General features: G+C 71.7%; 19 protein-coding genes and 1 pseudogene. 9 read left to right on the forward strand and 11 right to left on the reverse strand.

Annotated features, from left to right (window positions below; all coding sequences use genetic code 11):
- The first annotated feature begins 61 nt into the window (after positions 1 to 61).
- The gene (locus ACSLTV_RS07635) at positions 62 to 1,501 is read left to right on the forward strand and encodes an MFS transporter (RefSeq protein WP_432156650.1); all 1,440 of its coding nucleotides are present in this window, start codon (positions 62 to 64) and stop codon (positions 1,499 to 1,501) included.
- 36 nt (positions 1,502 to 1,537) lie between these two features.
- Here the strand turns inward: ACSLTV_RS07635 and ACSLTV_RS07640 are convergent, their stop codons facing one another.
- From ACSLTV_RS07640 to ACSLTV_RS07665, 6 genes and pseudogenes are all read right to left on the reverse strand, one after another.
- Positions 1,538 to 2,785, reverse strand: coding sequence for a glycosyltransferase (locus tag ACSLTV_RS07640; RefSeq protein WP_432133126.1), 1,248 nt, complete (start codon positions 2,783 to 2,785; stop codon positions 1,538 to 1,540).
- Positions 2,786 to 2,829: 44 nt separating this feature from the next.
- Positions 2,830 to 3,792, reverse strand: a complete 963-nt coding sequence (locus ACSLTV_RS07645) for an alpha/beta hydrolase (RefSeq protein ID WP_432156649.1) — start codon at positions 3,790 to 3,792, stop codon at positions 2,830 to 2,832.
- Between the two features lie 288 nt (positions 3,793 to 4,080).
- Entirely contained in the window at positions 4,081 to 5,403 is a 1,323-nt protein-coding gene (gene ccrA, locus ACSLTV_RS07650) for a crotonyl-CoA carboxylase/reductase (protein WP_432156648.1), read from the reverse strand.
- Positions 5,404 to 5,595: 192 nt separating this feature from the next.
- Positions 5,596 to 5,947 (reverse strand): annotated as a pseudogene (locus ACSLTV_RS07655) (RbsD/FucU domain-containing protein); the annotation flags it as partial.
- Entirely contained in the window at positions 5,944 to 6,849 is a 906-nt protein-coding gene (locus ACSLTV_RS07660; RefSeq protein WP_432156690.1) for a ribokinase, read from the reverse strand. The pseudogene ACSLTV_RS07655 and the gene ACSLTV_RS07660, both read right to left, overlap by 4 nt.
- 391 nt (positions 6,850 to 7,240) lie before the next feature.
- Positions 7,241 to 7,978 (reverse strand): dienelactone hydrolase family protein, encoded by a 738-nt coding sequence (locus ACSLTV_RS07665; RefSeq protein WP_432156647.1) that lies wholly within the window; start codon positions 7,976 to 7,978, stop codon positions 7,241 to 7,243.
- A gap of 163 nt (positions 7,979 to 8,141) precedes the next feature.
- Here ACSLTV_RS07665 and recD2 point away from each other — a divergent pair, with 163 nt between their 5' ends.
- A complete protein-coding gene (gene recD2 / locus ACSLTV_RS07670) occupies positions 8,142 to 10,397 on the forward strand; it encodes an SF1B family DNA helicase RecD2 (RefSeq protein WP_432133121.1) in 2,256 nt (751 codons plus the stop codon).
- A gap of 233 nt (positions 10,398 to 10,630) precedes the next feature.
- Positions 10,631 to 11,920, forward strand: coding sequence for a citrate synthase (locus tag ACSLTV_RS07675; protein ID WP_432133120.1), 1,290 nt, complete (start codon positions 10,631 to 10,633; stop codon positions 11,918 to 11,920).
- Positions 11,921 to 12,402: 482 nt separating this feature from the next.
- Here the strand turns inward: ACSLTV_RS07675 and ACSLTV_RS07680 are convergent, their stop codons facing one another.
- Together ACSLTV_RS07680 and ACSLTV_RS07685 are read right to left on the reverse strand one after the other, a co-directional pair.
- The gene (locus ACSLTV_RS07680; protein ID WP_435611866.1) at positions 12,403 to 14,667 is read right to left on the reverse strand and encodes a heavy metal translocating P-type ATPase; all 2,265 of its coding nucleotides are present in this window, start codon (positions 14,665 to 14,667) and stop codon (positions 12,403 to 12,405) included.
- Positions 14,668 to 14,747: 80 nt separating this feature from the next.
- Positions 14,748 to 14,987, reverse strand: coding sequence for a heavy-metal-associated domain-containing protein (locus ACSLTV_RS07685; RefSeq protein ID WP_435611867.1), 240 nt, complete (start codon positions 14,985 to 14,987; stop codon positions 14,748 to 14,750).
- A 169-nt stretch (positions 14,988 to 15,156) separates the two neighbouring features.
- Here ACSLTV_RS07685 and ACSLTV_RS07690 point away from each other — a divergent pair, with 169 nt between their 5' ends.
- The gene (locus ACSLTV_RS07690; protein WP_435611868.1) at positions 15,157 to 16,200 is read left to right on the forward strand and encodes a zinc-dependent alcohol dehydrogenase family protein; all 1,044 of its coding nucleotides are present in this window, start codon (positions 15,157 to 15,159) and stop codon (positions 16,198 to 16,200) included.
- Here the strand turns inward: ACSLTV_RS07690 and ACSLTV_RS07695 are convergent.
- The 3 genes from ACSLTV_RS07695 to ACSLTV_RS07705 all read right to left on the reverse strand — a co-directional run bounded on the left by ACSLTV_RS07695 (position 16,181) and on the right by ACSLTV_RS07705 (position 18,156).
- Complete coding sequence (locus ACSLTV_RS07695) at positions 16,181 to 16,744, reverse strand: GNAT family N-acetyltransferase (RefSeq protein ID WP_435611869.1); 564 nt, start codon at positions 16,742 to 16,744, stop codon at positions 16,181 to 16,183. The two genes, ACSLTV_RS07690 and ACSLTV_RS07695, sit on opposite strands and share 20 nt — an antisense overlap.
- A 67-nt stretch (positions 16,745 to 16,811) precedes the next feature.
- The gene (locus ACSLTV_RS07700) at positions 16,812 to 17,012 is read right to left on the reverse strand and encodes a helix-turn-helix transcriptional regulator (protein ID WP_432133115.1); all 201 of its coding nucleotides are present in this window, start codon (positions 17,010 to 17,012) and stop codon (positions 16,812 to 16,814) included.
- A gap of 226 nt (positions 17,013 to 17,238) precedes the next feature.
- On the reverse strand, positions 17,239 to 18,156 hold the full coding sequence (locus ACSLTV_RS07705; protein WP_435611870.1) for a sugar phosphate isomerase/epimerase family protein: 918 nt from the start codon (positions 18,154 to 18,156) through the stop codon (positions 17,239 to 17,241).
- Positions 18,157 to 18,278: 122 nt separating this feature from the next.
- On the opposite strand from ACSLTV_RS07705, the gene iolC reads away from it, so the two are divergent.
- Genes iolC through mmsA form a run of 5 tightly spaced genes read left to right on the forward strand, consistent with a single transcriptional unit; the run spans position 18,279 to position 24,381 of the window.
- Entirely contained in the window at positions 18,279 to 19,229 is a 951-nt protein-coding gene (iolC, locus tag ACSLTV_RS07710; RefSeq protein WP_432133113.1) for a 5-dehydro-2-deoxygluconokinase, read from the forward strand.
- Positions 19,229 to 20,146: a Cgl0159 family (beta/alpha)8-fold protein gene (locus tag ACSLTV_RS07715; RefSeq protein ID WP_432133366.1), complete on the forward strand. Its 918-nt coding sequence runs from the start codon at positions 19,229 to 19,231 to the stop codon at positions 20,144 to 20,146. Before iolC ends, ACSLTV_RS07715 begins: the two co-directional genes overlap by 1 nt.
- A gap of 7 nt (positions 20,147 to 20,153) precedes the next feature.
- Complete coding sequence (iolB, locus tag ACSLTV_RS07720) at positions 20,154 to 20,975, forward strand: 5-deoxy-glucuronate isomerase (RefSeq protein ID WP_432133112.1); 822 nt, start codon at positions 20,154 to 20,156, stop codon at positions 20,973 to 20,975.
- Positions 20,972 to 22,864 carry a 3D-(3,5/4)-trihydroxycyclohexane-1,2-dione acylhydrolase (decyclizing) gene (gene iolD / locus ACSLTV_RS07725; protein ID WP_432133111.1) on the forward strand — a complete coding sequence of 631 codons (1,893 nt, stop codon included), beginning with the start codon at positions 20,972 to 20,974 and terminating at the stop codon, positions 22,862 to 22,864. The genes iolB and iolD overlap by 4 nt, the downstream gene beginning before the upstream one ends.
- A gap of 14 nt (positions 22,865 to 22,878) precedes the next feature.
- Positions 22,879 to 24,381, forward strand: a complete 1,503-nt coding sequence (mmsA, locus tag ACSLTV_RS07730; RefSeq protein ID WP_432133110.1) for a CoA-acylating methylmalonate-semialdehyde dehydrogenase — start codon at positions 22,879 to 22,881, stop codon at positions 24,379 to 24,381.
- The last annotated feature ends 43 nt before the right edge of the window (positions 24,382 to 24,424 follow it).

Raw genomic sequence — 24,424 nt, forward strand, 5'->3', positions numbered from 1 at the left:
GCCGTCTGCCACTCTCGCGCCGACATTGGAGTGACACCCCTCGGCACTGTGAGAGGAGACCGTGAAACGACTACGCGTCCTCAGCATCGTGGCCACGGTGGGCCTGTCCACCTTTCTCATCGCCGTCGACAACAGCGTCGTATACGTGGCACTGCCCCGGATCGGCCGCGAACTCGCCCTGTCGGATGCCGCCCTGAAATGGGTCGCGGCCGCTTATCCACTCGCTCTGGCGAGCTTCCTGCTCATCGCCGGGCAGTTCACGGACACCGTGGGGCGGCGCCGCACGCTGCTGACCGGGGTGGCGTTCTTCACCGTGGCCTCCGTGCTGTGCGCGCTGTCGAGCACCGGTGCGTCATTGCTCGGCTCCCGTGCGCTTCAGGGTGTCGGGGCCGCGTTCGTGCTTCCGGCGTCCCTGGCCATCACGTCGCACGACCTTCCGCCCCGGGTGAGGACCGCCGCGTTCGGGGCGATGACCGCGGCGATGGCGTCGGCCCTGGCGTTCGGGCCGGTGGTCTCCGGTGTGGTGACGCAGCGCCTGGGCTGGCAGTGGCTCTTCGCGCTGAGCGTCCCTCTCGGTCTGTTCGCCTTCGCCATGGGCGCCGTGGTGCTGCCCCGGGCCGCCCACGGCGCCAGGGGAGCGCGCCCGAGGACACCGGCGGCCATGCCCCTGCACCTGAACGCACTCGCCTGCGTGTCCGTGGCCGCTTTCGCCTACGTCCTGATCCAGGGACCCGGCCACGGCTTCACCGAGACGTCGGTCCTGTTCTGCGCGGTCGCCGCCGGGTGCGGCTTCCTGGCCCTGTACTGCGTCAGGAAGCCGGGCCGGAGCCCGGCGCTGGCCGTGCTGCTGCGCAGGCGTGCCTTCACCGGCGGGCTGGTCACCCAGCTCCTGTGGGGACTGGGCGTGACGGGGGTGTACTTCTACACGTCGCAGTTCCTTCAGAACGGCCTGCGCCTCAGCCCGACCGAAGCGGGCCTGGCCTTCACCCCGGTCGTCTGCGCGCTCTTCGCGACGGTCCCCTTCGTCGGCGCTCTCGCCAGGCGGTTCGGGGACGCCAGGATCGCCGCCTCGGGTCTGTTCCTCGTCGCCGTGGGCCTGCTCCTCGTCGCGGTGGGCAGCACGAGCGGCCGTCTGGCCGGTCTGCTGCCGGGGCTGGCGAGTGTCGGTACGGGGTCCGCCTTGGCCCTGCCGCTGACCACACGCGCCATGCGGGCCTCGCCGGATCACCTGTCCGGCTTCGCCGCGGGCCTGTTCAGCGCGACGCGCGAGGTGTCCGGTGTGTTCGGCATCGTGATCGTGGGAGCCCTGGTCACCTTCGTCCAGGACGCTCGCCTGGCCGGCGGGGCGACGGCCGGTCAGTCGCTGTCGGCGGGCTACCGGGCCGGTCTGTGCCTGGCGGCCGTGCTGGTCGGTGCAGGGGTGCCGGTGGCCCGGTGGTCGCTGCGGGGCCCGCGCACCGCGCCCGCCCGTACGGCTTTCAGGCCCTGGCGTCCGCGCTGATGCCCCGTCCGGCCGAGGGCCCGTGCCCGGTCGGCTTCAGCCGAGGGCGAACCTGTGACGCAGGACGTCACACGCGCGGTTCGCTCCGTCCTCCGCCCTCAGAGCGCCGGCGATCCGCCGGGCCGACTCGCCGAAGGCAGTGTTCCCGGTGACCGCCGTCAGCTGTTCCGCCAGCGCGTCGGCGGTCAGATCCCGGGCGGGGAGCGGGGGCGGGCCCGCTCCCAGCGCGTGCACCCGCGAGGCCCAGTACGGCTGGTCGCCGAAGAAGGGACACACCACATTGGGCACACCCGCGCGCAGAGCCGCGCACGTGGTCCCCGCTCCTCCGTGGTGGACGACCGCGGCCATGCGCGGGAACAGCCAGCCGTGCGGCGCCTCCGCCAGGACCAGCATGTCGTCCTCACTCGTCGAGGGGTCACCGAGCAGCACCCCGCGCAGTCCCGCGCGTCTCAGGGCCGCGCGTACGGTGCGGTCGGTCCGGCGTGGATCGCCGGTGCGCATGCTGCCGAAGCCGACGTACACCGGCGGCGGCCCGGCGAGGAGGAACGCGGTCAGCCGCTGCGGCGGTCGCCAGTCAGGCTGAGGGAAGTCCCAGAACCCGGTGACGTGCACGTCGGGGCCCCAGTCGGAGGGGCGGGGGACGACGGTGGGGCTGAACGCGCACAGCACCGTGGACCGGCGCGTCGCGCGCATGGGGGACAGCCGGGGCAGTGGGGCCAGCCCGTGGTGCCGCACCCGCCAGCGGTTGACGTGACGGCGGGACAGGAGCCAGGTCCCGGCGTCGACGATGTCGTAGCTGACGCGGTTGCCGAACGGCCCCAGCCGACGCGCGGCCGGTACGAAGGGGTGGGGGAAGGCCCGGGTGGGCTGGCTCGGTTGGAAGTGGACGACGGCGTGGGGGACGCCCAGGCGCTGGTTCAGATGGACTCCGAACAGGCCGAAGGCCGGGGCCAGGACCAGGTCGGCTCCGGCGGCACACGCGAAGGCCTCGTCGAGGAGGTTCTCGATGTGGGGCCGCAGCACTCTGTTCATGGTGCGCACGAAGGCGACGGGACCTTGACGGCTTCCCAGGAGCTCCTGTCCGGTGGCGGAGCCGACGATGTCCGACGGGTCCGCCGCCACGGGGTGGAATCCGGCTCCGGTGCTCGTGATCAGTTGTTCGTAGCGTGTGCTGGCGAGGACACGTACGGCGTGTCCGTGTCGCATCAGGGACTGCGCCAGTGCCAGACAGGGCTGCACGTCTCCGCGCGACCCCGCGGCAAACAGCATGACCGTTCGCCCCATGTTCCTCGACCTTCCTGCGGCGGGCGTACCCGGGTGATTCCGGGTCAGCGTTCGAGCGTCCGGGTCACCTGGGGCCAGACGGCATGCAGTTCCTGCTGCCAGTAGGGCCAGGAATGGGTGCCGGGGCGGTACAGGTGCGTGGTGGTCCTGACGCCCTCCGACCTGAGAGCGGCGGCGAACTTCGAGATCTGCTCCGGAAGCGTCACCTCCCCCAGCGTGCTCGCGAGCAGCACGTCCAGTGCGCGGCCCCCGTCCGCGGGTCCGGGCGACCCGTCGCCCGCCGAGAGGTGTACATGCGTCCGGCGGTACGACGGGACCATCGAGGCGGGATTGTGCGCCCTCCAGACGTCGTGGTGCATGACGGGGTCGCCCCACACGTCCTTGATGTCGATGCCTTCCCTCTGGGACCCGAGATGGAGGGCGAGAAGCACGGAGGGCTCGAAGAGGTCCACGTAGGAACTCATCGCGGCCGCGTAGCGGAACATTCCCGGGTGGCGGCCCGCATAGACCAGGGCCCCGAAACCGCCCATGGAAATACCGATGACTGCGCGGGACGAACTCCCGCGATACGCCCGCTCGATCAGCGGCACGAGTTCCCGGATGTGAAACGTCTCCCAGCGCGGCTTCCCCGCGAACCAGTCGCTGTAGTACCCGTTCCTCCCGGCGTCGGGCATCACGATCAGCGCCTCGGAATTCCTCGTCAGGTCTTCGACGTCCGTCTCGCGCGTCCATGAGGTGTAGTCGTCGTCCCCGCCGTGGAGCAGGTACACCACGGGAAATCGCGCGTTTCTCTTGGACTTCCAGCTCTTCGGCAGGATGATCCGCACTGGAATGGTCGTCCGCATGGCGGGTGAGTAGACCTGGATGTCCTGGGTGCGGTCGTCGATGTCCCGGACCGCGGCGATGTGCGCGTGGTCGCCCGCCCGCCGTGGCGCACTGTCCCTCGCATGGGCGTGCGGCGGAGAGCCGGCCGTGAGGATGAGGGCAAGCAGGGAGAAAAGGACCAAGCTCGCTCGCATGCGGGCGGATGCGTGAAAGACGGGCCACGTGAAGAGGGGAGGCATGAGGGTGAGGACTCCTTGTGCGGAGGTTTTCGGGAGCGTGCGACACAGGGTCGGACTCGGCTGCCCACAATGTCGAAAAGGAATCGACGGCCACCCACGGGACACGCCGCACGGCGATATTCGCGCTTTTCGTATGAATGCTCTCTACCGGGATCGCGAAAGGCTCCCGTGCCGTCCAGCGGCGCGGGAGCCTGTGTGGTGGTACGCGGGCCGGCGCGGGCCCGCGGCTACTTACCTGCGGAATGCGCCAAGGCGCCGTTCGCCGATCCGTGCGCGGCCCTCCGGGTCGGTGACGCCCAGTCCCTCACCGGGCGCGAGACACAGGACCCCGACCTTGCCGATGTGCTCGTTGGTCTGCACGCTTCGCGCCGCGGCGCCCACCTCGTCGAGCACGTAGGTCCGGGAAAGCGCCGGAACCAGGTGTCCCAGTGCGATGAGCCGGTTGACCGCCCACTGTTCGTGGAAGTTGGCCCCGTGGCTGCCGATGATCCGCTTCAGCCGCATCCACAAGTACCTGTTGTCGTACAGGTGCTCGTAACCCGTACTGGAGCCGCACGTGATGACCGTGCCTCCACGCCGCGCGAGGAAGACGGAAGCGGCGAACGTCCTCCTGCCGACGTGCTCGAACACGATGTGGGGGTCCTCGCCCACGGCGGCGCGAATGGCCTTCCCCATCTTCTTCCAGCCCTCGGGCCGCTGAAGGAGAGTGGGGTCACCCGCCTCGATCTCGGAGCGGTTGATGACGGCTCTGCAGCCCAGGGCCGTGAGCACTTCGGCCTTCTCCGCAGAGTTCACCACACCCACCGGGATACCGCCGCCGTTGAGGACGAGTTGCACCGCGTAGGCGCCCAGGCCGCCGGTCGCTCCCCATACGAGCACGACGTCCCCCTGCTTCATCTGCGCACCGCGCTCACTGACGAGCATGCGGTAGGCCGTGCTCGCACACAGGGGATTGACGGCGGCTTCCTCCCAGCTCAGCACGGCCGGCTTGGGCATGAGCTGACTGGCCCGGACCACCGCGTAGTGGGCGAGCCCGCCGAAGTTCGTCTCGAATCCCCAGGCCTTCTGCCCCTCACCGAGCATCCCGTCCCGATGGGTGTCGTGGTCCTGCTCGTCGACGTAGGCGGGCGAGACGACGACGTGGTCGCCGGCCTTCCACTTGCGAACGGACGATCCGGTGCGCACGATGACGCCAGACGCGTCGGAGCCCACGATGTGGTACGGGAGATCGTGACGTGCCTCCCAGCCGCCGTTCCTCGCCATCTGCTTGAGGAACTGGAAGGTGGGGACCGGCTCGAACATCGCGGTCCACACGGTGTTGTAGTTGATGGAACTCGCCATGACCGCGATCAGCGCCTCGTCGGGCGCCAGTTCGGGCATGGGCACGTCGTCGACGGACAGGGACTTGCGTACGTCCTTGTCATCCATGGAACGGAACACGTCCACGTCCTCTGCCCGGACCGTCGTGGCGCGGAAGTAGTCCGGCAGGGGCAGTGATTCCAGGTCCGCGGCCCCGGCACCGGCGACAACTGCTTCGGACAGAGGTGACTGCATCGAGGAACTCCCTTGATCACGCCGTCGCACCCGGCCGACGGCCGCACGTACGATCCGTTTGCGGACCTCTCCCTCAGCAAGCCCCTGATGTGCCGCTCACGCAACCGCAGGAGCACGGCCGTTGCGCCGATCGCCGCACGAAAGAAGATCAACCCCGGACCGTGCAACCCTCCCGGCACCTCGCGGGTCGTACGCGTACGGCGGCGCCTCGCCGGTGCGCGCGACGAGCCGCGCGCCGGCGCGCGGCTCCTTGAGCCGCTCGGGCGGCACCAGCGTGAGACCGGGGAAGTGGCCCGCCAGCAGCTGCTCCGCCGCCGGATCGGCGTCCCGTACCCCGGCTGCGGCCGTCGCGCCCTCCGCCGCCAGCTCCGCCGACAGCCCTTCGAGCACCTAAGGAGGGCACCCCGGCCCGGGAGGCGGGTCCACCATGCGCGGCCCGTCGGGGATCTGCGTAACCGGCGTCGCACCCCAGCACCCCGTTGCCGTGCCCGAGTTCGGCCAGGGCGCCGGAGAGGTGCCGGTTCAGGATTCCGTTCCTCGTCACAGCGCGGCGACCTCCGTCGCGGTCGGGAAGGACACCTGCGCCCCTTCCTTCGTGACCGTGGCCGCACCCACCCGGGCCGCGTACGCCGCCGCCTCGGCGAGCGGCTCGCCCGTGCCCAGCCGCCAGGCCAGCGCCGCGGTGAACGCGTCCCCCGCACCGGTGGTGTCCACGGCGTGCACCGTGACGGAGGGAACCCGGGCGATACCGTCCGCGGAGGCCACCAGCGCGCCCTCGCCGCCCAGCGTCACCACCACCGAACGCGGGCCCTTCGCCAGCAGCAGCCGCGCCCACGCCGCCGGATCGTCGCTCACCCCGGCGGCGTCGCCCAGGACGACCTTCGCCTCGTGCTCGTTGACGATCAGCGGATCGCAGGCCGTCAGCACCTCCGCCGGGAGCGGACGCGGCGGGGACGGGTTCAGCACGAACCGGCTGCCCGGCGCCAGGTTCCGCACCACCTCCACCACCGTCTCGAGCGGGATCTCCAGCTGTGTGGACACAACCCGGGAGGCGCTGAAGAGGCTCGCGGCCGTCCGCACGTCCTGAGGCGTGAGCCGGCCGTTGGCGCCCGGGGAGACGACGATGCTGTTGTCCCCCGACGGGTCCACCGTGATCAGCGCGACCCCGGTCGGCGCCGCGCTCACCAGTACGCCCACCGTGTCCACTCCGGCCGCCCGCTGCGAGTCCAGCAGCAGCCGCCCGTAGGCGTCGTCGCCGACCCGGGCCAGCAGGGCCGTACGGGCGCCGAGGCGGGCCGCCGCGACGGCCTGGTTGGCGCCCTTGCCGCCCGGGTGGACGGCCAGGTCCGAGCCGAGCACCGTCTCCCCGGCCGCCGGCCTGCGCTCGACACCGATCACCAGGTCGGCGTTGGCCGACCCCACGACCAGCAGGTCGTAGTCGTACATCACCATCGTGAACGCACTCCCCAATCACCCGCGCCGGGCGGGCGGTCGCCCCGGCGCCGACCGGCCGCGACCGCCCGCCCGCTGCTCATCGGCGTCGCGCCGTCCCGTTCCGCCCAACCGGGCGGCTCCCCGCGGCGCGTCGTCCACGGCGATCGTGCCAGGCTCTGGCGGCTGCCGTGCCACCGACGCGTACCGCGTGCCCTGTCCGACGGAACGGGGTGGCACGCCGCCCGGCGCGGGTTCCGGTGGACCCGGCCCTGCGCCGGGGCAGCCGGGAGGCGGGCCGCCGGAGCCCGGGCCGCTGAAGCGCCCTGCCGCTGTGCGGACTTGAGGAGTGGCAACTGTCAGTGCACGACGCGGGCCAGGCCGGCGGCCAGGCTGTCTGCCCGGGTCATGCCCTCTGATCCCCCGTCACGGGCAGGCACTCGGCGAGCAGGTCGACGACGTCGCGCCAGGCTCGCCGCGCGTGCTGGGGGTGGTAGCCGACGCCGGGGACCGTGGGGTGGTCGACCGGCGGGTGGTGGAAGGCGTGCAAGGCGCCGCCGTAGACCACGAGGCGCCAGTCGACGCCCGCGGCCTGCATCTCGGCGGTGAACGCGTTCCGTTGTGCGGGCGGCATGATCGGGTCTTCCGATCCGACCCCGGCCCACACCGGGCAGCGAATGCGCGCTGCCTCGCCCGGTCGGCCCGTGGTGGTCGCGTTGACCGTGCCGATCGCCCGCAGGTCGACGCCGTCGCGCCCGAGTTCCAGCGCGATGGCACCCCCGGTGCCGTAGCCGATGGCGGCGATCCGGTCGGGGTCGGTCCGGGGCTCGCTGCGCAACTCGTCGAGTGCCGCGTGGCCGATGTGCCGCATCCGGTCGGGATCGGCGAGCAGCGGCAGGCAACGGGCCAGCATCTCCTCGGGGTCGCCCACATAGCGCCCGCCGTGCAGGTCGAAGGCCAGCGTCACGTATCCCAGCTCGGCGAGAGCGTCGGCCCGGCGGCGCTCGACATCGCTGAGCCCCATGCCCTCCGGTCCGAGCAACACCGCGGGCCGGCGGTCGGTACCGGCTGGAAGCGCCAGGTGCCCGATCATCGTCAGACCGTCCGCCGGGTACTCGACCGTACGCGTCGTGATCGCTGTCATGGGACTGGACGGTAGTGGCCGTCGAGCCCGGCCCGGCCGGTGTTCTGCCGCCGGCAGAACAGCGTACGTCGGCTCCTTCCCGGCCGAGGACTTCGCCGAGGTCGTCGACCATGTGAGGGCGCAGGCGGGCTGAACTGTCGGTGCCGGGCGGTACCGTCGGATCATGGCTCAGGAAACGGGGAGCGGGGAGCGGCGACTCGCCGTGCTGGAAGGCGTCCTGGAGCGCATCACCTACGCCAACGAGGACAACGGCTACACGGTCGCCCGCGTCGACACCGGCCGGGGCGCCGGCGACCTGCTCACGGTCGTCGGCGCGCTGCTCGGCGCCCAGGTCGGGGAGTCGCTGCGGATGGAGGGCCGCTGGGGCTCCCACCCGCAGTACGGCAAGCAGTTCCTCGTGGAGAACTACACCACCGTGCTGCCCGCCACCGTCCAGGGCATCCGCCGCTATCTGGGCTCGGGCCTGGTCAAGGGCATCGGCCCGGTCTTCGCCGACCGCATCACCCGGCACTTCGGCACCGACACCCTCACGATCATCGAGGAGGAGCCCAAGCGGCTGATCGAGGTCCCCGGCCTCGGCCCCAAGCGCACGAAGAAGATCGCCGACGCCTGGGAGGAACAGAAGGCGATCAAGGAGGTCATGCTCTTCCTCCAGACGGTGGAGGTCTCCACCTCCATCGCCGTGCGCATCTACAAGAAGTACGGCGACGCCTCGATCTCCGTGGTGAAGAACCAGCCGTACCGGCTGGCCTCCGACGTCTGGGGCATCGGGTTCCTCACCGCCGACAGGATCGCCCGGTCCGTCGGCATCCCGCACGACAGCCCGGAGCGCGTCAAGGCGGGCCTTCAGTACGCGCTGTCCCAGTCCGCCGACCAGGGGCACTGCTATCTGCCCGAGGAGCGGCTGATCGCCGACGCGGTGAAGCTGCTGGGCGTGGACACCGGGCTGGTCATCGAGTGCCTCGCCGAGCTGGCCGAGGTCCCGCAGGACGGCGAGGACCCGGGCGTCGTACGGGAGAAGGTGCCCGGCCCGGACGGCGACTCGGAGCCGGTCACGGCGGTCTACCTGGTCCCCTTCCACCGCGCCGAACTCTCCCTCGCCGCCCAGCTGCTGCGCCTGCTGCGCACCGAGCAGGACCGGATGCCGGGCTTCAGGGACGTGGCCTGGGACAAGGCGCTGGCCTGGCTGCGCACCCGGACCGGCGCCGACCTCGCCCCCGAGCAGGAGGCGGCCGTGAGACTGGCGCTGAGCGAGAAGGTCGCGGTGCTCACGGGCGGCCCCGGCTGCGGCAAGTCGTTCACCGTGCGCTCGATCGTGGAGCTGGCCCGGGCGAAGAAGGCCAAGGTGGTGCTGGCCGCGCCCACCGGCCGTGCCGCCAAGCGGCTGGCCGAGCTGACCGGCGCCGAGGCGTCCACGGTGCACCGCCTGCTGGAGCTGAAGCCGGGCGGCGACGCGGCGTACGACCGGGACCGGCCGCTGGACGCCGACCTGGTGGTGGTCGACGAGGCGTCCATGCTGGACCTGCTGCTGGCGAACAAGCTGGTCAAGGCGGTTCCGCCGGGCGCCCACCTGCTGTTCGTCGGAGACGTCGACCAGTTGCCCAGCGTCGGCGCGGGGGAGGTCCTGCGGGACCTGCTCGCCGACGGCGGCCCGATCCCCGCCGTGCGTCTGACGCGCGTGTTCCGCCAGGCGCAGCAGTCCGGCGTGGTCACCAACGCGCACCGGATCAACGCCGGGCAGCACCCGGTGACCGACGGCATGAAGGACTTCTTCCTCTTCGTCGAGGACGACACCGAGGAGGCCGGCCGGCTCACCGTCGACGTGGCCGCCCGGCGCGTTCCGGCCAGGTTCGGCCTGGACCCGCGCCGGGACGTGCAGGTGCTCGCGCCGATGCACCGCGGCCCGGCCGGCGCCGGCACGCTCAACGGGCTGCTGCAGCAGGCCATCACCCCGGGCCGCCCCGATCTGCCCGAGAAGCGGTTCGGCGGCCGGGTCTTCCGCGTCGGCGACAAGGTCACCCAGATCCGCAACAATTACGAGAAGGGGAAGAACGGCGTCTTCAACGGGACCGTGGGCGTGGTCACCTCCCTCGACCCGGTCGACCAGCGGCTCACGGTGCTGACGGACGAGGACGAGGAGGTGGCGTACGAGTTCGACGAGCTGGACGAGCTGGCGCACGCCTACGCGGTCACCATCCACCGCTCGCAGGGAAGCGAGTATCCCGCGGTCGTCATCCCCGTCACCACCGGCGCGTGGATGATGCTCCAGCGGAATCTGCTGTACACGGCGGTGACCCGCGCCAAGTCGCTGGTCGTCCTCGTGGGTTCCCGCAAGGCGATCGGCCAGGCGGTCCGCTCGGTCTCGGCGGGCCGGCGCTGCACGGCACTGGACTTCCGCCTCGGCGGCCGCGGGTCGTGAGACGGCGCGGATCGTGAGACAGTGCAAAAAAATGATCGATCAAACGAGTCGTGAAGGTCACAGACCACTTCCGGAACCGGGTCGAAGGCGGCAGGATGAGCAAGTTGGCGGCACTGAGTGCCGCCGGTAAGCCCAATGGTCGACCCCGAGTGCACTCTCCTGCGCCAAATGGGGGATGGTAGAGACAGTCAGGGCAACCTCGAAGATGAGGCACAACGTCGGTGAGGGAAGACGTGAGCGACAACTCTGTAGTACTGCGGTACGGCGACGGCGAGTACACCTACCCGGTGATCGACAGCACCGTCGGTGACAAGGGCTTCGACATCGGGAAGCTCCGCGCCCAGACCGGTCTGGTGACCCTGGACAGCGGATACGGCAACACGGCCGCCTATAAATCGGCGATCACCTACCTCGACGGTGAGGCGGGCATCCTCCGCTACCGCGGCTACCCGATCGAGCAGCTGGCCGAGCGCTCCACCTTCCTGGAGGTCGCCTACCTGCTGATCAACGGCGAGCTGCCGACGGTCGACCAGCTCTCCTCCTTCAAGAACGACATCACGCAGCACACCCTGCTGCACGAGGACGTCAAGAACTTCTACAAGGGCTTCCCGCGCGACGCCCACCCGATGGCCATGCTGTCCTCGGTCGTCTCCGCGCTGTCCACGTTCTACCAGGACAGCCACAACCCGTTCGACGAGACGCAGCGCAACCTCTCCACGATCCGGCTGCTCGCCAAGCTCCCCACGATCGCGGCGTACGCCTACAAGAAGTCGATCGGCCACCCGTTCGTCTACCCGCGCAACGACCTCGGGTACGTCGAGAACTTCCTGCGCATGACCTTCTCGGTCCCGGCCCAGGAGTACGACCTCGACCCGATCGTCGTCGCGGCGCTGGACAAGCTGCTCATCCTGCACGCCGACCACGAGCAGAACTGCTCCACCTCGACCGTCCGCCTGGTGGGTTCCTCCCAGGCGAACATGTTCGCGTCGATCTCGGCCGGCATCAACGCGCTCTGGGGTCCGCTGCACGGCGGTGCCAACCAGTCGGTGCTGGAGATGCTGGAGGGCATCCGCGACTCCGGCGGCGACGTCGACACCTTCATCCGCAAGGTGAAGAACAAGGAGGACGGCGTCCGGCTGATGGGCTTCGGCCACCGGGTCTACAAGAACTTCGACCCGCGCGCGAAGATCATCAAGGCGGCGGCGCACGACGTCCTCTCCGCGCTCGGCAAGTCCGACGAGCTGCTGGACATCGCGCTGAAGCTGGAGGAGCACGCGCTCTCCGACGACTACTTCGTCTCGCGCAGCCTCTACCCGAACGTGGACTTCTACACCGGTCTGATCTACCGGGCCATGGGCTTCCCGACCGAGATGTTCACGGTGCTGTTCGCGCTCGGCCGCCTGCCGGGCTGGATCGCCCAGTGGCACGAGATGATCAAGGAGCCGGGTTCCCGCATCGGCCGCCCGCGCCAGATCTACACGGGCGTCGTCGAGCGCGACTTCATCCCGGTCGAGCAGCGCTGACCCCGAAGCCCCGCGCACGTAACAGAAGGCGCCCTGACGCCGGTCCCCCCACGGGCCGACGACCAGGGCGCCTTCCCATGTCCCGGTGCGGATTCCCCCCACGGGATCCGGCCGGGCGTCTGTGAGGACACAGCGCCTGAATCGCTGGTGAGCACAACGAGCAAAACTCGCCGTACTGCTGGGATCGTGCGTGATGTGCATCTGCCGGGACAGCGCACGCCGGGAGGGCCGCTCAAAGCTTCCCGGTGTGCGTGCCCCGGCAACGCATCTCTGGAGCAGTCCCCCAAGACAACTCCAGACGTCAGTCGGCGCCCCCCAAGACGCTTTCTGACATCGCCAACTTAGACCGTCGAACCCCTTCGATGGTTACGTTCGCGTCACTGTGATCTGTGTCTCTTGCATATGTCCGTTAGATGCGCAAGGGCCCTGTTACGGCGAACAGGAACCAAGCGTAAGGAAGATGCGCGAGGCTTGTGAAGAGCTTATGTGAGGTTCGCGCCCTCGCGAAAGGCCCGCAACCGCAGGCTGTTGCTGACCACGAACACCGACGAGAAGGCCATCGCCGCTCCCGCGATCATGGGATTGAGCAGACCCGCCGCCGCGAGCGGCAACGCGGCCACGTTGTATCCGAAGGCCCAGACGAGGTTTCCCTTGATCGTCGCGAGCGTCCGCCGCGACAGCCGGATGGCGTCGGCGGCGACCCGCAGGTCCCCGCGCACCAGCGTCAGATCGCCGGCCTCGATCGCCGCGTCGGTCCCGGTGCCCATCGCCAGCCCCAGGTCGGCGGTGGCGAGCGCGGCGGCGTCGTTCACCCCGTCCCCGACCATCGCCACCACCCGGCCCTCGTCCCGCAGCCGCCGCACGACGGCCACCTTGTCCTCGGGGAGCACCTCCGCGACCACGTCGCCGGGGTCGATGCCGACCTGCCGGGCCACGGCCTCGGCGACCGTCCGGTTGTCCCCGGTCAGCAGCATCGGCGTCAGCCCCAGCGCGCGCAGCTCGCGCACCGCCTCGGCGCTGGTCTCCTTCACCGCGTCGGCGACCGCCAGCACCCCGCGCGCGACCCCGTCCCAGCCCGCCACGACGGCCGTACGGCCCTCGCGCTCGGCCGCCTCGCGCGCGCGGGCCAGCTCCGGAGGCAGTACGTCGTACAGCCGCCCCACGGCCACCTCGCGCCCCTCCACGCGCCCCCGCACGCCCCGGCCGGGCACGTTCTCGAAGAGCTCCACGGCGGGCAGCTCACCGGCGCGCTCCTCGGCGCCGGCCGCGACCGCCTGGGCCACGGGGTGCTCGGAGGCGTGCTCCAGGGCGCCCGCGAGGCGCAGCAGCTCCTTCTCGTCGGTGCCCTCGGCGGCGTACACCTCCTGAAGGGTCATCCGCCCGGTGGTCACCGTGCCGGTCTTGTCCAGGAGGACGGTGTCGACGCGGCGGGTGGACTCCAGCACCTCCGGGCCCTTGATGAGGATGCCGAGCTGCGCGCCGCGCCCGGTGCCGACCATCAGCGCGGTCGGGGTGGCCAGCCCCAGCGCGCACGGGCACGCGATGATCAGTACGGCGACGGCGGCGGTGAACGCGGCGACGGTGTCCCCGGTGACGCCCAGCCAGGCCCCGAAGGTGACGACCGCGATCACCAGCACCACCGGCACGAAGACCCCGGCGACCCGGTCGGCCAGCCGCTGCACCTCGGCCTTGCCGTTCTGCGCCTCCTCCACCAGCCGGGCCATCCGCGCCAGCCGGGTGTCGGCGCCGACCCGGCCGGCCTCCACGACCAGCCGTCCGCCGGCGTTGACGGTGGCCCCGGTGACGGTGTCGCCCACGGTCACGTCCACCGGCACGGACTCCCCGGTCAGCATGGACGCGTCGACCGCCGAGGAGCCCTCGACGACCGTGCCGTCGGTGGCGATCTTCTCGCCGGGCCGGACCACGAACCGGTCCCCGACCGCCAGCCGGTCCACGGGGATCCGCACCTCGCGCCCGTCCCGCAGGACGGCGACGTCCTTGGCGCCGAGGTCCATCAGCGCCCGCAGCGCCGCCCCGGCGCGCCGCTTGGAGCGGGCCTCCAGGTAGCGGCCGAGCAGGATGAAGGCGGTCACCCCGGCGGCGACCTCCAGGTAGATCGTCGAGGCGCCGTCCGCGCGGGAGACGGTCAGCTCGAAGGGGTGGCGCATCCCGGGCATGCCCGCGTCGCCGAGGAACAGCGCCCACAGGGACCAGGTGAACGCGGCGAGCGTGCCGACCGAGACCAGGGTGTCCATGGTCGAGGAGCCGTGCCGCAGGTTCGTCCACGCGGCCTTGTGGAAGCCCCAGCCGCCCCAGACCACCACGGGCGCGGCCAGGGTCAGCGACAGCCACTGCCAGTTGTCGAACTGCAGGGCCGGCACCATCGCGAGCAGCACCACCGGCGCGGCCAGCGCGAGGGTGACCAGCAGCCGGTGGCGCAGGGCGGCGAGCTCCGGGTCACCGCCGTCGGCCGGCGCCGCCTCGACGGCCTCCTCACGTACCGGTTCCTCCGCGGTGTAGCCGGTCCTCACCACGGTCGCGATCAGGTCGGCCACCCCGACGCCCTCGGGGTAGGCCACCTTCGCCTTCTCCGTCGCGTAGTTGACGGTGGCGGTGACGCCGTCCATGCGGTTGAGCTTCTTCTCGATCCGGGCGGCGCAGGAGGCACAGGTCATGCCGCCGATGAGCAGCTCGACCTCGTGGGCGGGCGCGTCCTCACCGGCTATCGGCGCGGTGCTGCTGGTCATGTCCGTACTCCAGGGAGCGGAACGGGCCGTACGGGACCAGTGTGGAACGGTCGGTACGGCCCGTGGGGGGCGGGAGGTTGTCAGGCGCGGCCGGTCAGTTCGTAGCCGGCCTCGTCGATCGCGGCGCGCACGGCCTCCTCGTCCGGCTCCGCGGCGGAGACGACGGTGACCTCGCCGGTCGCGGCGACGGCCTTCACCGAGGTGACGCCGGGCAGCTGGGACAGTTCGCCGGACACCGCGCCCTCGCAGTGGCCGCAGCTCATGCCGCTCACCTTGTAGACGGTGGTGACGGTACCCGGGGTGTCGGTGTGGGCGGTCATGTCGTTCTCCTCGTCGAGGCGTGTGGGAACCAGGGGGTCCAGTGGGGCCCTCCACTCACCAGACTATACCCCTAGGGGGTATTTCTCAAAGGGGTGCCGCCCGCTCGGCCGGAACGAGCCGTTAGCGTTCGGGGTCGGTCGGACGACCGGGCGGCGGAGAGGAGCCGGAATGCGGGCCGTGGTGTACGAGCGGTACGGCGAGCCTGCCGAGGTGCGCGAGGTGCCCGCCCCGCGCCCGGCCGCCCACGGGGTGGTGGTCCGGGTGGAGGCGACGGGGCTGTGCCGCAGCGACTGGCACGGCTGGATGGGGCACGACCCCGACATCGTCCTGCCCCACGTGCCCGGCCACGAACTGGCCGGTGTCGTCGTCGAGGCCGGCCCCGGCGTCACCCGTCGGCGCCCCGGCGACCGGGTCACCGTGCCCTTCGTGTGCGGCTGCGGCGCCTGTGCCTCCTGCGCGGCCGGCGACCACCAGGTGTGCGAGCGCCAGACCCAGCCGGGCTTCACCCACTGGGGGTCCTTCGCCCAGTACGTCGCCCTCGACCACGCCGACGTGAACCTGGTCACGGTCCCGGACGACCTGTCGTACGCCACCGCCGCCGGGCTGGGCTGCCGGTTCGCCACCGCCTTCCGGGCGGTGGTGCAGCAGGGCCGGGTCGCGGCCGGCGAGTGGGTCGCGGTGCACGGCTGCGGCGGGGTCGGTCTCTCCGCGGTGATGATCGCGGCGGCCTCGGGAGCCCGGGTGGTGGCCGTCGACGTCTCGCCGAGGGCGCTGGAGCTGGCCCGTGAGTTCGGGGCGGCCCACTGCCTGGACGCCACCGGGGTGGCCGACCCGGCCGCCGCCGTCCGCGAGCTGACCGGCGGCGGCGCCCATCTCTCCCTCGACGCCCTCGGCTCCCCGCTCACCTGCGCCGCCTCCGTGGGCGGCCTGCGCCGCCGCGGCCGGCACGTCCAGGTCGGACTGCTGCCCTCCCCGGACGGCACGACCCCCGTGCCGATGGCCCGTGCGGTCGCCCTGGAGCTGGAACTGATCGGCAGTCACGGCATGGCCGCGCACACCTACCCGGCGATGCTCCGGGCGGTCGCGGCCGGCGTGCTGCGGCCCGACCGGCTGGTGACGTCGACGATCGCCCTGGACGCCGTACCGGACGCCCTCGCGGCGATGGGTACGGCGCCCGGAGCCGGGGTGACGGTCATCGAGCCGTGGCGTTGAGCGCGGCCCACTCGGGGGCCAGGACCGACATCACCACCTCGTCCAGCCACTCGCCGGCCTGCCACACGGTCTGCCGGACGACGCCCTCGGCGACGAACCCGGCCTTCTCGTAGGCGCGGCGGGCGCGCGGGTTGCGGGCCTGGACGTGCAACGAGACCCGGTGCAGGCCGAGACCCTCGAAGGCGTGGCCCAGCATCAGCCGGACCGCCTCGGTGCCGAGGCCCCGGTCCCGGCCGCCCGGGCCGATCAGGATGCGGAAGTTGCAGCTGCGGTTGGGCTCGTCCCAGTCGTTGAGGACGGCCTCGCCGACCAGCTCGCCGCTCGCGCGGTCGACGATGCCGAGGTCGAGCCGGTCGGGCCGGTCGTTGCGGCTGCCGTACCAGGCGCGCAGCCGGTCGGCGTCGAACGCCGCGTCGGGGCTCCCGGTCAGCCGGATCACCTCCGGGTCGGCCAGGATCCGCGCCATCGTCGGCACGTCCTCCTCGGTGAACGGCCGGAGCACGGTTTTCTCGCCGGTGAGCACCGGTTTGACGGAGAAGTCCATGGACGGCACTGTGCCCCACGCGCCGGTGGGGCGGACAGTGGTTTTCCTCAGGGGCGGGGACGCCGGGTCAGTCCGGTCGGCGCCCCCGGTTGCCGGGCCGGGAGGCCGCCCACGCGCGTACCGTCTCGGCGTACCAGTAGGGTTTGCCGCCCTCGACGTGGTCGGGGGCGGGCAGTAGCCCGTGCTTGCGGTAGGAGCGCACGGTGTCCGGTTGGACCCGGATGTGCGCCGCGATGTCCTTGTAGGACCACAGCCTCTGGTCGGTCATGACTCGCACCTCCCTGGCGCACACGGGGCGGCGGCCGGAAGGCCGCCGGGGGGAGCCCCGCGGCGCGCTGCCGCTCCGTGAACGACGGCCGGTGACCAAGAGACAGTGCCTGTTGGCCGTGTGTGACACAGGGTCCGCGTACATGTGACACCTGTGACACGGCAGGGGCGTTTGTGACAGAACGGAGGTAAAGCGGGTGCACCGGGCCGGGGCCCGGACGGACCTCCTAGGCGCCGCAGGAGCGCAGGAACGCCCGGGTCCGCCGGGCGATCGGCAGCGGCGCGTCCGGATCGCACGGGTACATGTCCTGTTCCACGATCGCGAACAGCTCCCTGCCCAGCCCCTGGGCGGCGGACAGCACGGGCCCCAGCTCCGGCACCCCCGCCGGCGGCTCGCACATCACCCCCTGCGCCACGGCCGGCCCGAACGGCGTCCCCTTCTCCCGTACGTCCGCGAGGACCGCCGGGTCGACCTGCTTGAGGTGCAGGTAGCCGATCCGCTCCCCGTAGGTCTCGATGAGCTTGACGCTGTCGCCGCCGCAGTACGCGTAGTGCCCGGTGTCCAGGCACAGCGACACCAGGTCGGAGTCGGTCCCGTCCAGGAACCGCTCGACGTTCTCCTCGGTGTCGATGTGGGTGTCGGCGTGCGGGTGGACGACGATCGTCAGCCCGTACCGCTCGCGGACCTCCCGTCCCAGCCGCTCGGTGAGCGAGGTCAGGGAGTGCCACTGCTGCGGCGTCAGCGTGTCCGGTTCCAGCACCCGGCCCGTCTTGTCGTCCCGCCAGAAGGACGGGATGACGACCAGGTGCCGGGCGCCCATCGCCTGGGCCAGTGCCGCGTTGTCGGCGACGTGCGCCCAGGTCTTCTCCCAGACGTCCGGTCCGTGGTGCAGCCCGGTGAAGACCGTGCCGGCCGACACCTTCAGACCGCGCCGGGCGGTCTCCTCGGCGAGGACGGCGGGGTCGGCGGGCAGATAGCCGTACGGGCCCAGTTCGATCCACTCGTAGCCGGCGTCGGCGACCTCGTCGAGGAAGCGCCGCCAGGGGACCTGGGCCGGGTCGTCGGGGAACCAGACGCCCCAGCTGTCGGGGGCCGAACCGATCCGGATGCGGGAGAGTGCCGAGTGTGGTGACAACGACGTCATGGGCGTCAGCGTGGAGTGCGGGGCAAGCGCTGTCAAGGGCTGGTCCGAATGTCTGGACAAAGTATTGACAGGGCCCGGCTCCCGGCACTAGAACCGGGGGGAGTCGAGACGAAGGGAACCCGATGGCGTACGAGCTGATCACCATGGGGCGGATCGGAGTGGACCTGTATCCACTGCAGACGGGGGTCCCGCTGGCCCAGGTGGCGTCCTTCGGGAAGTTCCTGGGCGGTTCCGCCACCAACGTCGCCGTCGCGGCCGCCCGCCTCGGCCGCCGGACGGCCGTGATCACCCGCACGGGCGAGGACGCCTTCGGCGCCTACCTGCACCAGGCGCTGCGCGACTTCGGCGTGGACGACCGCTGGGTCACCGCGGTCCCCGGCCTGCCCACACCGGTCACCTTCTGCGAGGTGTTCCCCCCGGACGACTTCCCGCTCTGGTTCTACCGGCAGCCCAAGGCGCCCGACCTGGAGATCGACGCCCACGACCTCGACCTCGGCGCCATCCGCGAGGCCCGCGTCTTCTGGGTGACCGGCACCGGCCTGAGCGAGGAGCCGAGCCGCACGGCGACACTGGCCGCCCTCGCACACCGCGCCAAGTCCGGCCCGACGGTCTTCGACCTCGACTGGCGCCCCATGTTCTGGACCGACCCGGCCGCCGCCCGCCCCTTCTACACCGAGGCCCTGCGCCACACCACCGTCGCCGTCGGCAACCTCGACGAGGTGGAGGTCGCCACCGGGGTGCGCGACCCGCACGCCGCCGCCCGCGCCCTGCTCGACGCCGGTGTCGAACTGGCGGTCGTCAAGCAGGGCCCGAAGGGCGTCCTCGCCGTCAGCAGCGCGGGCGACTCGGCCGAGGTCCCGCCGCTGCCCGTGACCGTCCTCAACGGCCTCGGCGCCGGCGACGCCTTCGGCGGCTCGCTCTGCCACGGCCTGCTCGCCGGATGGGATCTGGAGAAGATCATGCGCCACGCCAACGCGGCCGGCGCCATCGTCGCCTCCCGCCTGGAATGCTCGTCGGCGATGCCGACGAGCACGGAGATCGAGAACGCCGTCACGGCGGGAGCGGTGCTGTGATCCCCGGCCAGGCCGCCGCCACCGCGCCGCCGGTCGACGTCTCCGAACTGGTCCGGCTGCGCGCCGAACGCCCCGAGGCCGTCGCCGAGGCCGCCGCGCGGCGCGTCCGCCGGCCCCTGCTGGGCGACTCCGGGCGACTGATGATCGTCGCCGCCGACCACCCGGCGCGCGGCGCACTCGGCATCGGGGACCGCAAGCTGGCCATGGCCAACCGGATCGACCTCCTCGAACGCCTCTGCCTGGCCCTGTCCCGGCCCGGCGTCGACGGCGTCCTCGCCACCGCCGACATCCTCGACGACCTGCTGCTGCTCGGCGCCCTCGACGGCAAGGTGGTGATGGGCTCGATGAACCGGGGCGGCCTGCAGGGCGCCCGCTTCGAACTCGACGACCGGTTCACCGGCCACCGGGCCGAGGACCTCGAACGCCTCCGCTTCGACGCCGGCAAGCTGCTGCTGCGCATCGACTACGACGACCCGGGCTCCCTGACCACCCTGGAGACCACCGCCCGCGCCGTCGACGCCATGGCCGCGCGCCGGCTCCCGCTGTTCGTCGAGCCGTTCATCAGCCGGCGTGCCCCGGACGGAAGGCTGCGCAACGACCTGTCCGCCGAGGCCGTCACCCGGTCCATCGCCATCGCCTCCGGCCTCGGCGGCACCTCCGCCTACACCTGGCTGAAGCTGCCCGTCACCGAGAACCCCGACGACATGGCCGAGGTGATGGAGACCTCCACCCTGCCCGCCGTCCTGCTCGGCGGCGAGGTCGGGGGCTCCGCCGAGGAGCAGGCCGGGGCGTACGAGAAGTGGCGCGGCGCGCTGCGCCTGCCCACCGTGCGCGGCCTGGTGGTCGGCCGTTCCCTGCTCTACCCGGCGGACGGGGATGTCGCCGCCGCCGTGGACACCGCCGTAGGACTGCTGTGAGGGCCGCATGAACCACGAGTTGTACCTGCCCGCGGGCACCACCGCCGACGGGGACCACGTCCTCGCCGTCGACCCGGAGAGGGCCGGCTGGACCCACAGCAGTCTGCGCGTCATCGAGCTGGAACCGGGTGGCGAGCACACCTTCGCCACCGGTGACAGCGAATGGATCGTGCTTCCGCTGCAGGGCGCATGTACCGTGCGAACGGCGGGAGACGAGTTCCAACTCCTGGGCCGGAAGAGTGTGTTCGCGTCGGTCTCCGACTTCGCGTACGTGCCCCGGGACGCCCAGGTCCAGATCGCCTCCGGCGCGGGAGGCCGCTTCGCCCTGGCAGGAGCGAAGTGCGAGCGACGACTCCCCGCCCGCTACGGCCCCGCGCCGGAGGTTCCCGTCGAGGTGCGCGGCAGCGGCACCTGCACCCGCCAGGTGCGCAACTTCGCCTCCGCCGACAGCTTCGACTGCGACAGGCTGATCGCCGTCGAGGTGATCACACCGGGCGGCAACTGGTCCTCGTACCCGCCGCACAAGCACGACGAGCACCGGCCGGGCGAGGAGTCGCGGCTGGAGGAGATCTACTACTTCGAGATCGACGGCCCGAACGGCTTCGGCTACCAGCGCGTGTTCCCCTCCCGCGAGGGCGGCGCCGACGTCCTCGCCGAGGTCCGCTCCGGCGACGCGGTCCTCGTCCCCGACGGCTGGCATGGACCGTCCGTCGCCCAGCCCGGGCACGACATGTACTACCTGAACGTCATGGCGGGGCCCGGCGCCACGCGGGAATGGCGGATCTGCTTCCACCCCGACCACGTAGACACCACAGGGGGTTACCGATGACGGTACGGACCTCGACGACGAGGCTCACGACCGGCCAGGCGCTCGTCCGCTTCCTCGCCGCCCAGTACACCGAGCGCGACGGCGAACGCCGCCGGCTGATCGGCGCGACCTGGGGCATCTTCGGCCACGGCAACGTGGCCGGCCTCGGCCAGGCGCTGGTGGAGTACGGCGAGGTGATGCCCTATCACCAGGGCCGCAACGAACAGTCCATGGTGCACGCGGCCGTCGGCTACGCCCGCCAGTCCAACCGCCTGTCCGCGCACGCGGTGACGACGTCGATCGGCCCCGGCGCCACCAACCTGGTCACCGGCGCCGCCCTCGCGACCATCAACCACCTGCCGGTGCTGCTGCTGCCCGGCGACACCTTCGCCACCCGCCCCGCCGACCCGGTGCTGCAGCAGCTCGAGGTGCCCTACGCGGGCGACGTCTCCGTCAACGACTGCCTGCGCCCGGTCTCCCGGTACTTCGACCGGATCACCCGCCCCGAGGCGCTGATCCCGGCCGCGCTGCAGGCCATGCGGGTCCTCACCGACCCCGTCGAGACCGGCGCGGTCACCCTCGCACTGCCGCAGGACGTCCAGGCCGAGGCCTACGACTGGCCCGACGAGTTCTTCGCCGAGCGCACCTGGGTGGTCCGCCGCCCGGGCGCGGACCCGACCGAGCTCGCCGAGGCCGTGCGGGCGGTCCGCGGCGCCCGGCGGCCCCTGGTCGTCGCCGGCGGCGGGGTCCACCACAGTCGCGCCGAGGAGGCCCTGGCCGAGTTCGCCGCGACCACCGGCATCCCGGTCGCCTCCACCCAGGCCGGCAAGGGCTCCCTGCGCCACGACCACCCCCAGGACGTCGGCGGCATCGGCCACACCGGCACCGCCACCGCCGACGAACTCGCCCGCACCGCCGACCTGGTGATCGGTGTCGGCACCCGCTACACCGACTTCACCACGGCCTCCGGCACCCTCTTCACCAACCCGGACGTCCGCTTCCTCAACCTCAACATCGCCCCCTACGACGGCCACAAGCTCGCCGGGCTGCCCCTGGTCGCGGACGCCCGCAGCGGCCTGTCGGAACTCACCGAGGCGCTGGAGATCCACGACCACCGGGTCGCGCCGGCCTACGTCACCGAGTACACCGAGGACAAGGAGCGCTGGGAACAGCGCGTCGACGCCTGCTACGAGGCCGACGACATCGACGTACGCCCCACCCAGCCGCAGGTGCTGGGCGCCCTCGACGCGATCGTCGACGAGACCGACGTGATCATCAACGCGGCCGGCTCGCTCCCCGGCGACCTGCACAAGCTGTGGCGGACCCGGTCCCGGGACCAGTACCACCTGGAGTACGGCTACTCCTGCATGGGCTACGAGATCCCGGCGGCGATCGGCGTGAAGATGGCCGCCCCGGACCGGCCCGTGTGGGCGCTGGTGGGCGACGGCACCTATCTGATGATGCCGACGGAGATCGTCACCGCCGTGCAGGAGGGGATCGCCATCAAGATCCTCCTCGTGCAGAACCACGGCTACGCCTCCATCGGCGGCCTGTCGGAGTCCGTGGGCGGCGAGCGGTTCGGCACCGCCTACCGGTTCCGGTCCGACGACGGCACCTACACGGGCGCCCCGCTCCCGGTCGACCTGGCGGCGAACGCCGCCAGCCTCGGCATGCGCGTCCTGCACGCACGTGACCTGCGCGGTCTGCGCGAGGCACTCGCCGAGGCGCGGGCCGCCGACACTCCCACATGTGTCTACGTGGAGACCGAAACGGCAGACACAGTGTCGGGCGCACCCGCCGCGCAGGCCTGGTGGGATGTTCCTGTGGCCGAGACCGCGACCCGAGCGTCCGCGGTCAAGGCACGTGAGCTGTACGAACGGCACGTCTCAACCCGACGCCGCCATCTGTGAAGGAGTAACCGGGCATGACGAAGATCGTCAACCACTGGATCGGCGGCAAGGCCGTCGAGGGCGCGTCGGGCACGTACGGGCCGGTCACCGACCCGGCGACCGGCGCGGTCACCACCCAGGTCGCGTTCGCCTCCGTCGAGGAGGTCGACGCGGCGGTGGCGGCCGCCAAGGACGCCTACCTGTCGTGGGGCCAGTCCTCGCTGGCCCAGCGCACCACCATCCTGTTCCGCTTCCGCGCGCTGCTGGACGCGCACCGCGACGAGATCGCCGAGCTGATCACCGCCGAGCACGGCAAGGTCCACTCCGACGCGCTCGGCGAGGTCGCCCGCGGCCTGGAGATCGTGGACCTGGCCTGCGGGATCAACGTGCAGCTGAAGGGCGAGCTGTCCACGCAGGTCGCCAGCCGTGTCGACGTCTCGTCGATCCGTCAGCCGCTCGGTGTCGTCGCGGGCATCACGCCGTTCAACTTCCCGGCCATGGTGCCGATGTGGATGTTCCCCATCGCCATCGCGTGCGGCAACACCTTCGTGCTGAAGCCGTCCGAGAAGGACCCGTCGGCCTCCCTGAGGATCGCCGAGCTGCTGGCCGAGGCCGGTCTGCCCGACGGTGTCTTCAACGTCGTCCACGGCGACAAGACGGCCGTCGACCGTCTGCTGGAGCACCCGGACGTCAAGGCCGTCTCCTTCGTCGGCTCCACCCCCATCGCCCGCTACATCCACACCACCGCCTCCGCGCACGGCAAGCGCGTGCAGGCCCTGGGCGGCGCCAAGAACCACATGCTGGTCCTGCCGGACGCCGACCTGGACGCGGCCGCCGACGCGGCGGTCTCCGCGGCCTACGGCTCGGCCGGTGAGCGCTGCATGGCCATCTCGGCGGTCGTGGCGGTCGGCGCGATCGGCGACGAACTGGTGGAGAAGATCCGCGAGCGCGCCGAGAAGATCAAGATCGGTCCCGGCAACGACCCGGCGTCCGAGATGGGCCCGCTCATCACCAAGGTCCACCGCGACAAGGTGGCGTCCTACGTCGAGGGCGCGGCGGCCGAGGGCTGCGAGGTCGTCCTGGACGGCACCGGCCACACGGTCGAGGGTTTCGAGGACGGCCACTGGATCGGCATCTCACTGCTCGACAAGGTGCCGACCAGCGCCAAGGCCTACCAGGACGAGATCTTCGGCCCGGTGCTGTGCGTGCTGCGCGCCGACACCTACGAGGAGGGCGTGGCCCTCATCAACGCCTCGCCGTTCGGCAACGGCACCGCGATCTTCACCCGGGACGGCGGCGCCGCCCGCCGCTTCCAGCTGGAGGTCGAGGCCGGCATGGTCGGCGTGAACGTCCCGATCCCGGTCCCCGTCGGCTACCACTCCTTCGGCGGCTGGAAGGACTCCCTCTTCGGCGACCACCACATCTACGGCAACGACGGCACGCACTTCTACACCCGCGGCAAGGTCGTCACCACCCGCTGGCCCGACCCGGCGGACGCCCCGGCCGGCGTGGACCTGGGCTTCCCGCGCAACCACTGAGCCGGCGCACCGGTGCCCCGTCCGGTCCTCCTCACCGGGAGGA

The sequence above is a fragment of the Streptomyces sp. bgisy159 genome, assembly GCF_965341775.1.
In the GTDB taxonomy this organism is placed as follows: Bacteria; Actinomycetota; Actinomycetes; order Streptomycetales; family Streptomycetaceae; genus Streptomyces.

Coding starts and splice junctions, on each gene's coding strand:
- ACSLTV_RS07640 (WP_432133126.1), bottom strand. CDS start 2,785: ATGGGGCGAACGGTCATGCTGTTTGCCGCGGGGTCGCGCGGAGACGTG.
- ccrA (WP_432156648.1), bottom strand. CDS start 5,403: ATGCAGTCACCTCTGTCCGAAGCAGTTGTCGCCGGTGCCGGGGCCGCG.
- ACSLTV_RS07660 (WP_432156690.1), bottom strand. CDS start 6,849: ATGTACGACTACGACCTGCTGGTCGTGGGGTCGGCCAACGCCGACCTG.
- ACSLTV_RS07665 (WP_432156647.1), bottom strand. CDS start 7,978: ATGACAGCGATCACGACGCGTACGGTCGAGTACCCGGCGGACGGTCTG.
- recD2 (WP_432133121.1), top strand. CDS start 8,142: ATGGCTCAGGAAACGGGGAGCGGGGAGCGGCGACTCGCCGTGCTGGAA.
- ACSLTV_RS07680 (WP_435611866.1), bottom strand. CDS start 14,667: ATGACCAGCAGCACCGCGCCGATAGCCGGTGAGGACGCGCCCGCCCAC.
- ACSLTV_RS07685 (WP_435611867.1), bottom strand. CDS start 14,987: ATGACCGCCCACACCGACACCCCGGGTACCGTCACCACCGTCTACAAG.
- ACSLTV_RS07690 (WP_435611868.1), top strand. CDS start 15,157: ATGCGGGCCGTGGTGTACGAGCGGTACGGCGAGCCTGCCGAGGTGCGC.
- ACSLTV_RS07695 (WP_435611869.1), bottom strand. CDS start 16,744: ATGGACTTCTCCGTCAAACCGGTGCTCACCGGCGAGAAAACCGTGCTC.
- ACSLTV_RS07700 (WP_432133115.1), bottom strand. CDS start 17,012: ATGACCGACCAGAGGCTGTGGTCCTACAAGGACATCGCGGCGCACATC.
- ACSLTV_RS07705 (WP_435611870.1), bottom strand. CDS start 18,156: ATGACGTCGTTGTCACCACACTCGGCACTCTCCCGCATCCGGATCGGT.
- iolC (WP_432133113.1), top strand. CDS start 18,279: ATGGCGTACGAGCTGATCACCATGGGGCGGATCGGAGTGGACCTGTAT.
- iolB (WP_432133112.1), top strand. CDS start 20,154: ATGAACCACGAGTTGTACCTGCCCGCGGGCACCACCGCCGACGGGGAC.
- iolD (WP_432133111.1), top strand. CDS start 20,972: ATGACGGTACGGACCTCGACGACGAGGCTCACGACCGGCCAGGCGCTC.
- mmsA (WP_432133110.1), top strand. CDS start 22,879: ATGACGAAGATCGTCAACCACTGGATCGGCGGCAAGGCCGTCGAGGGC.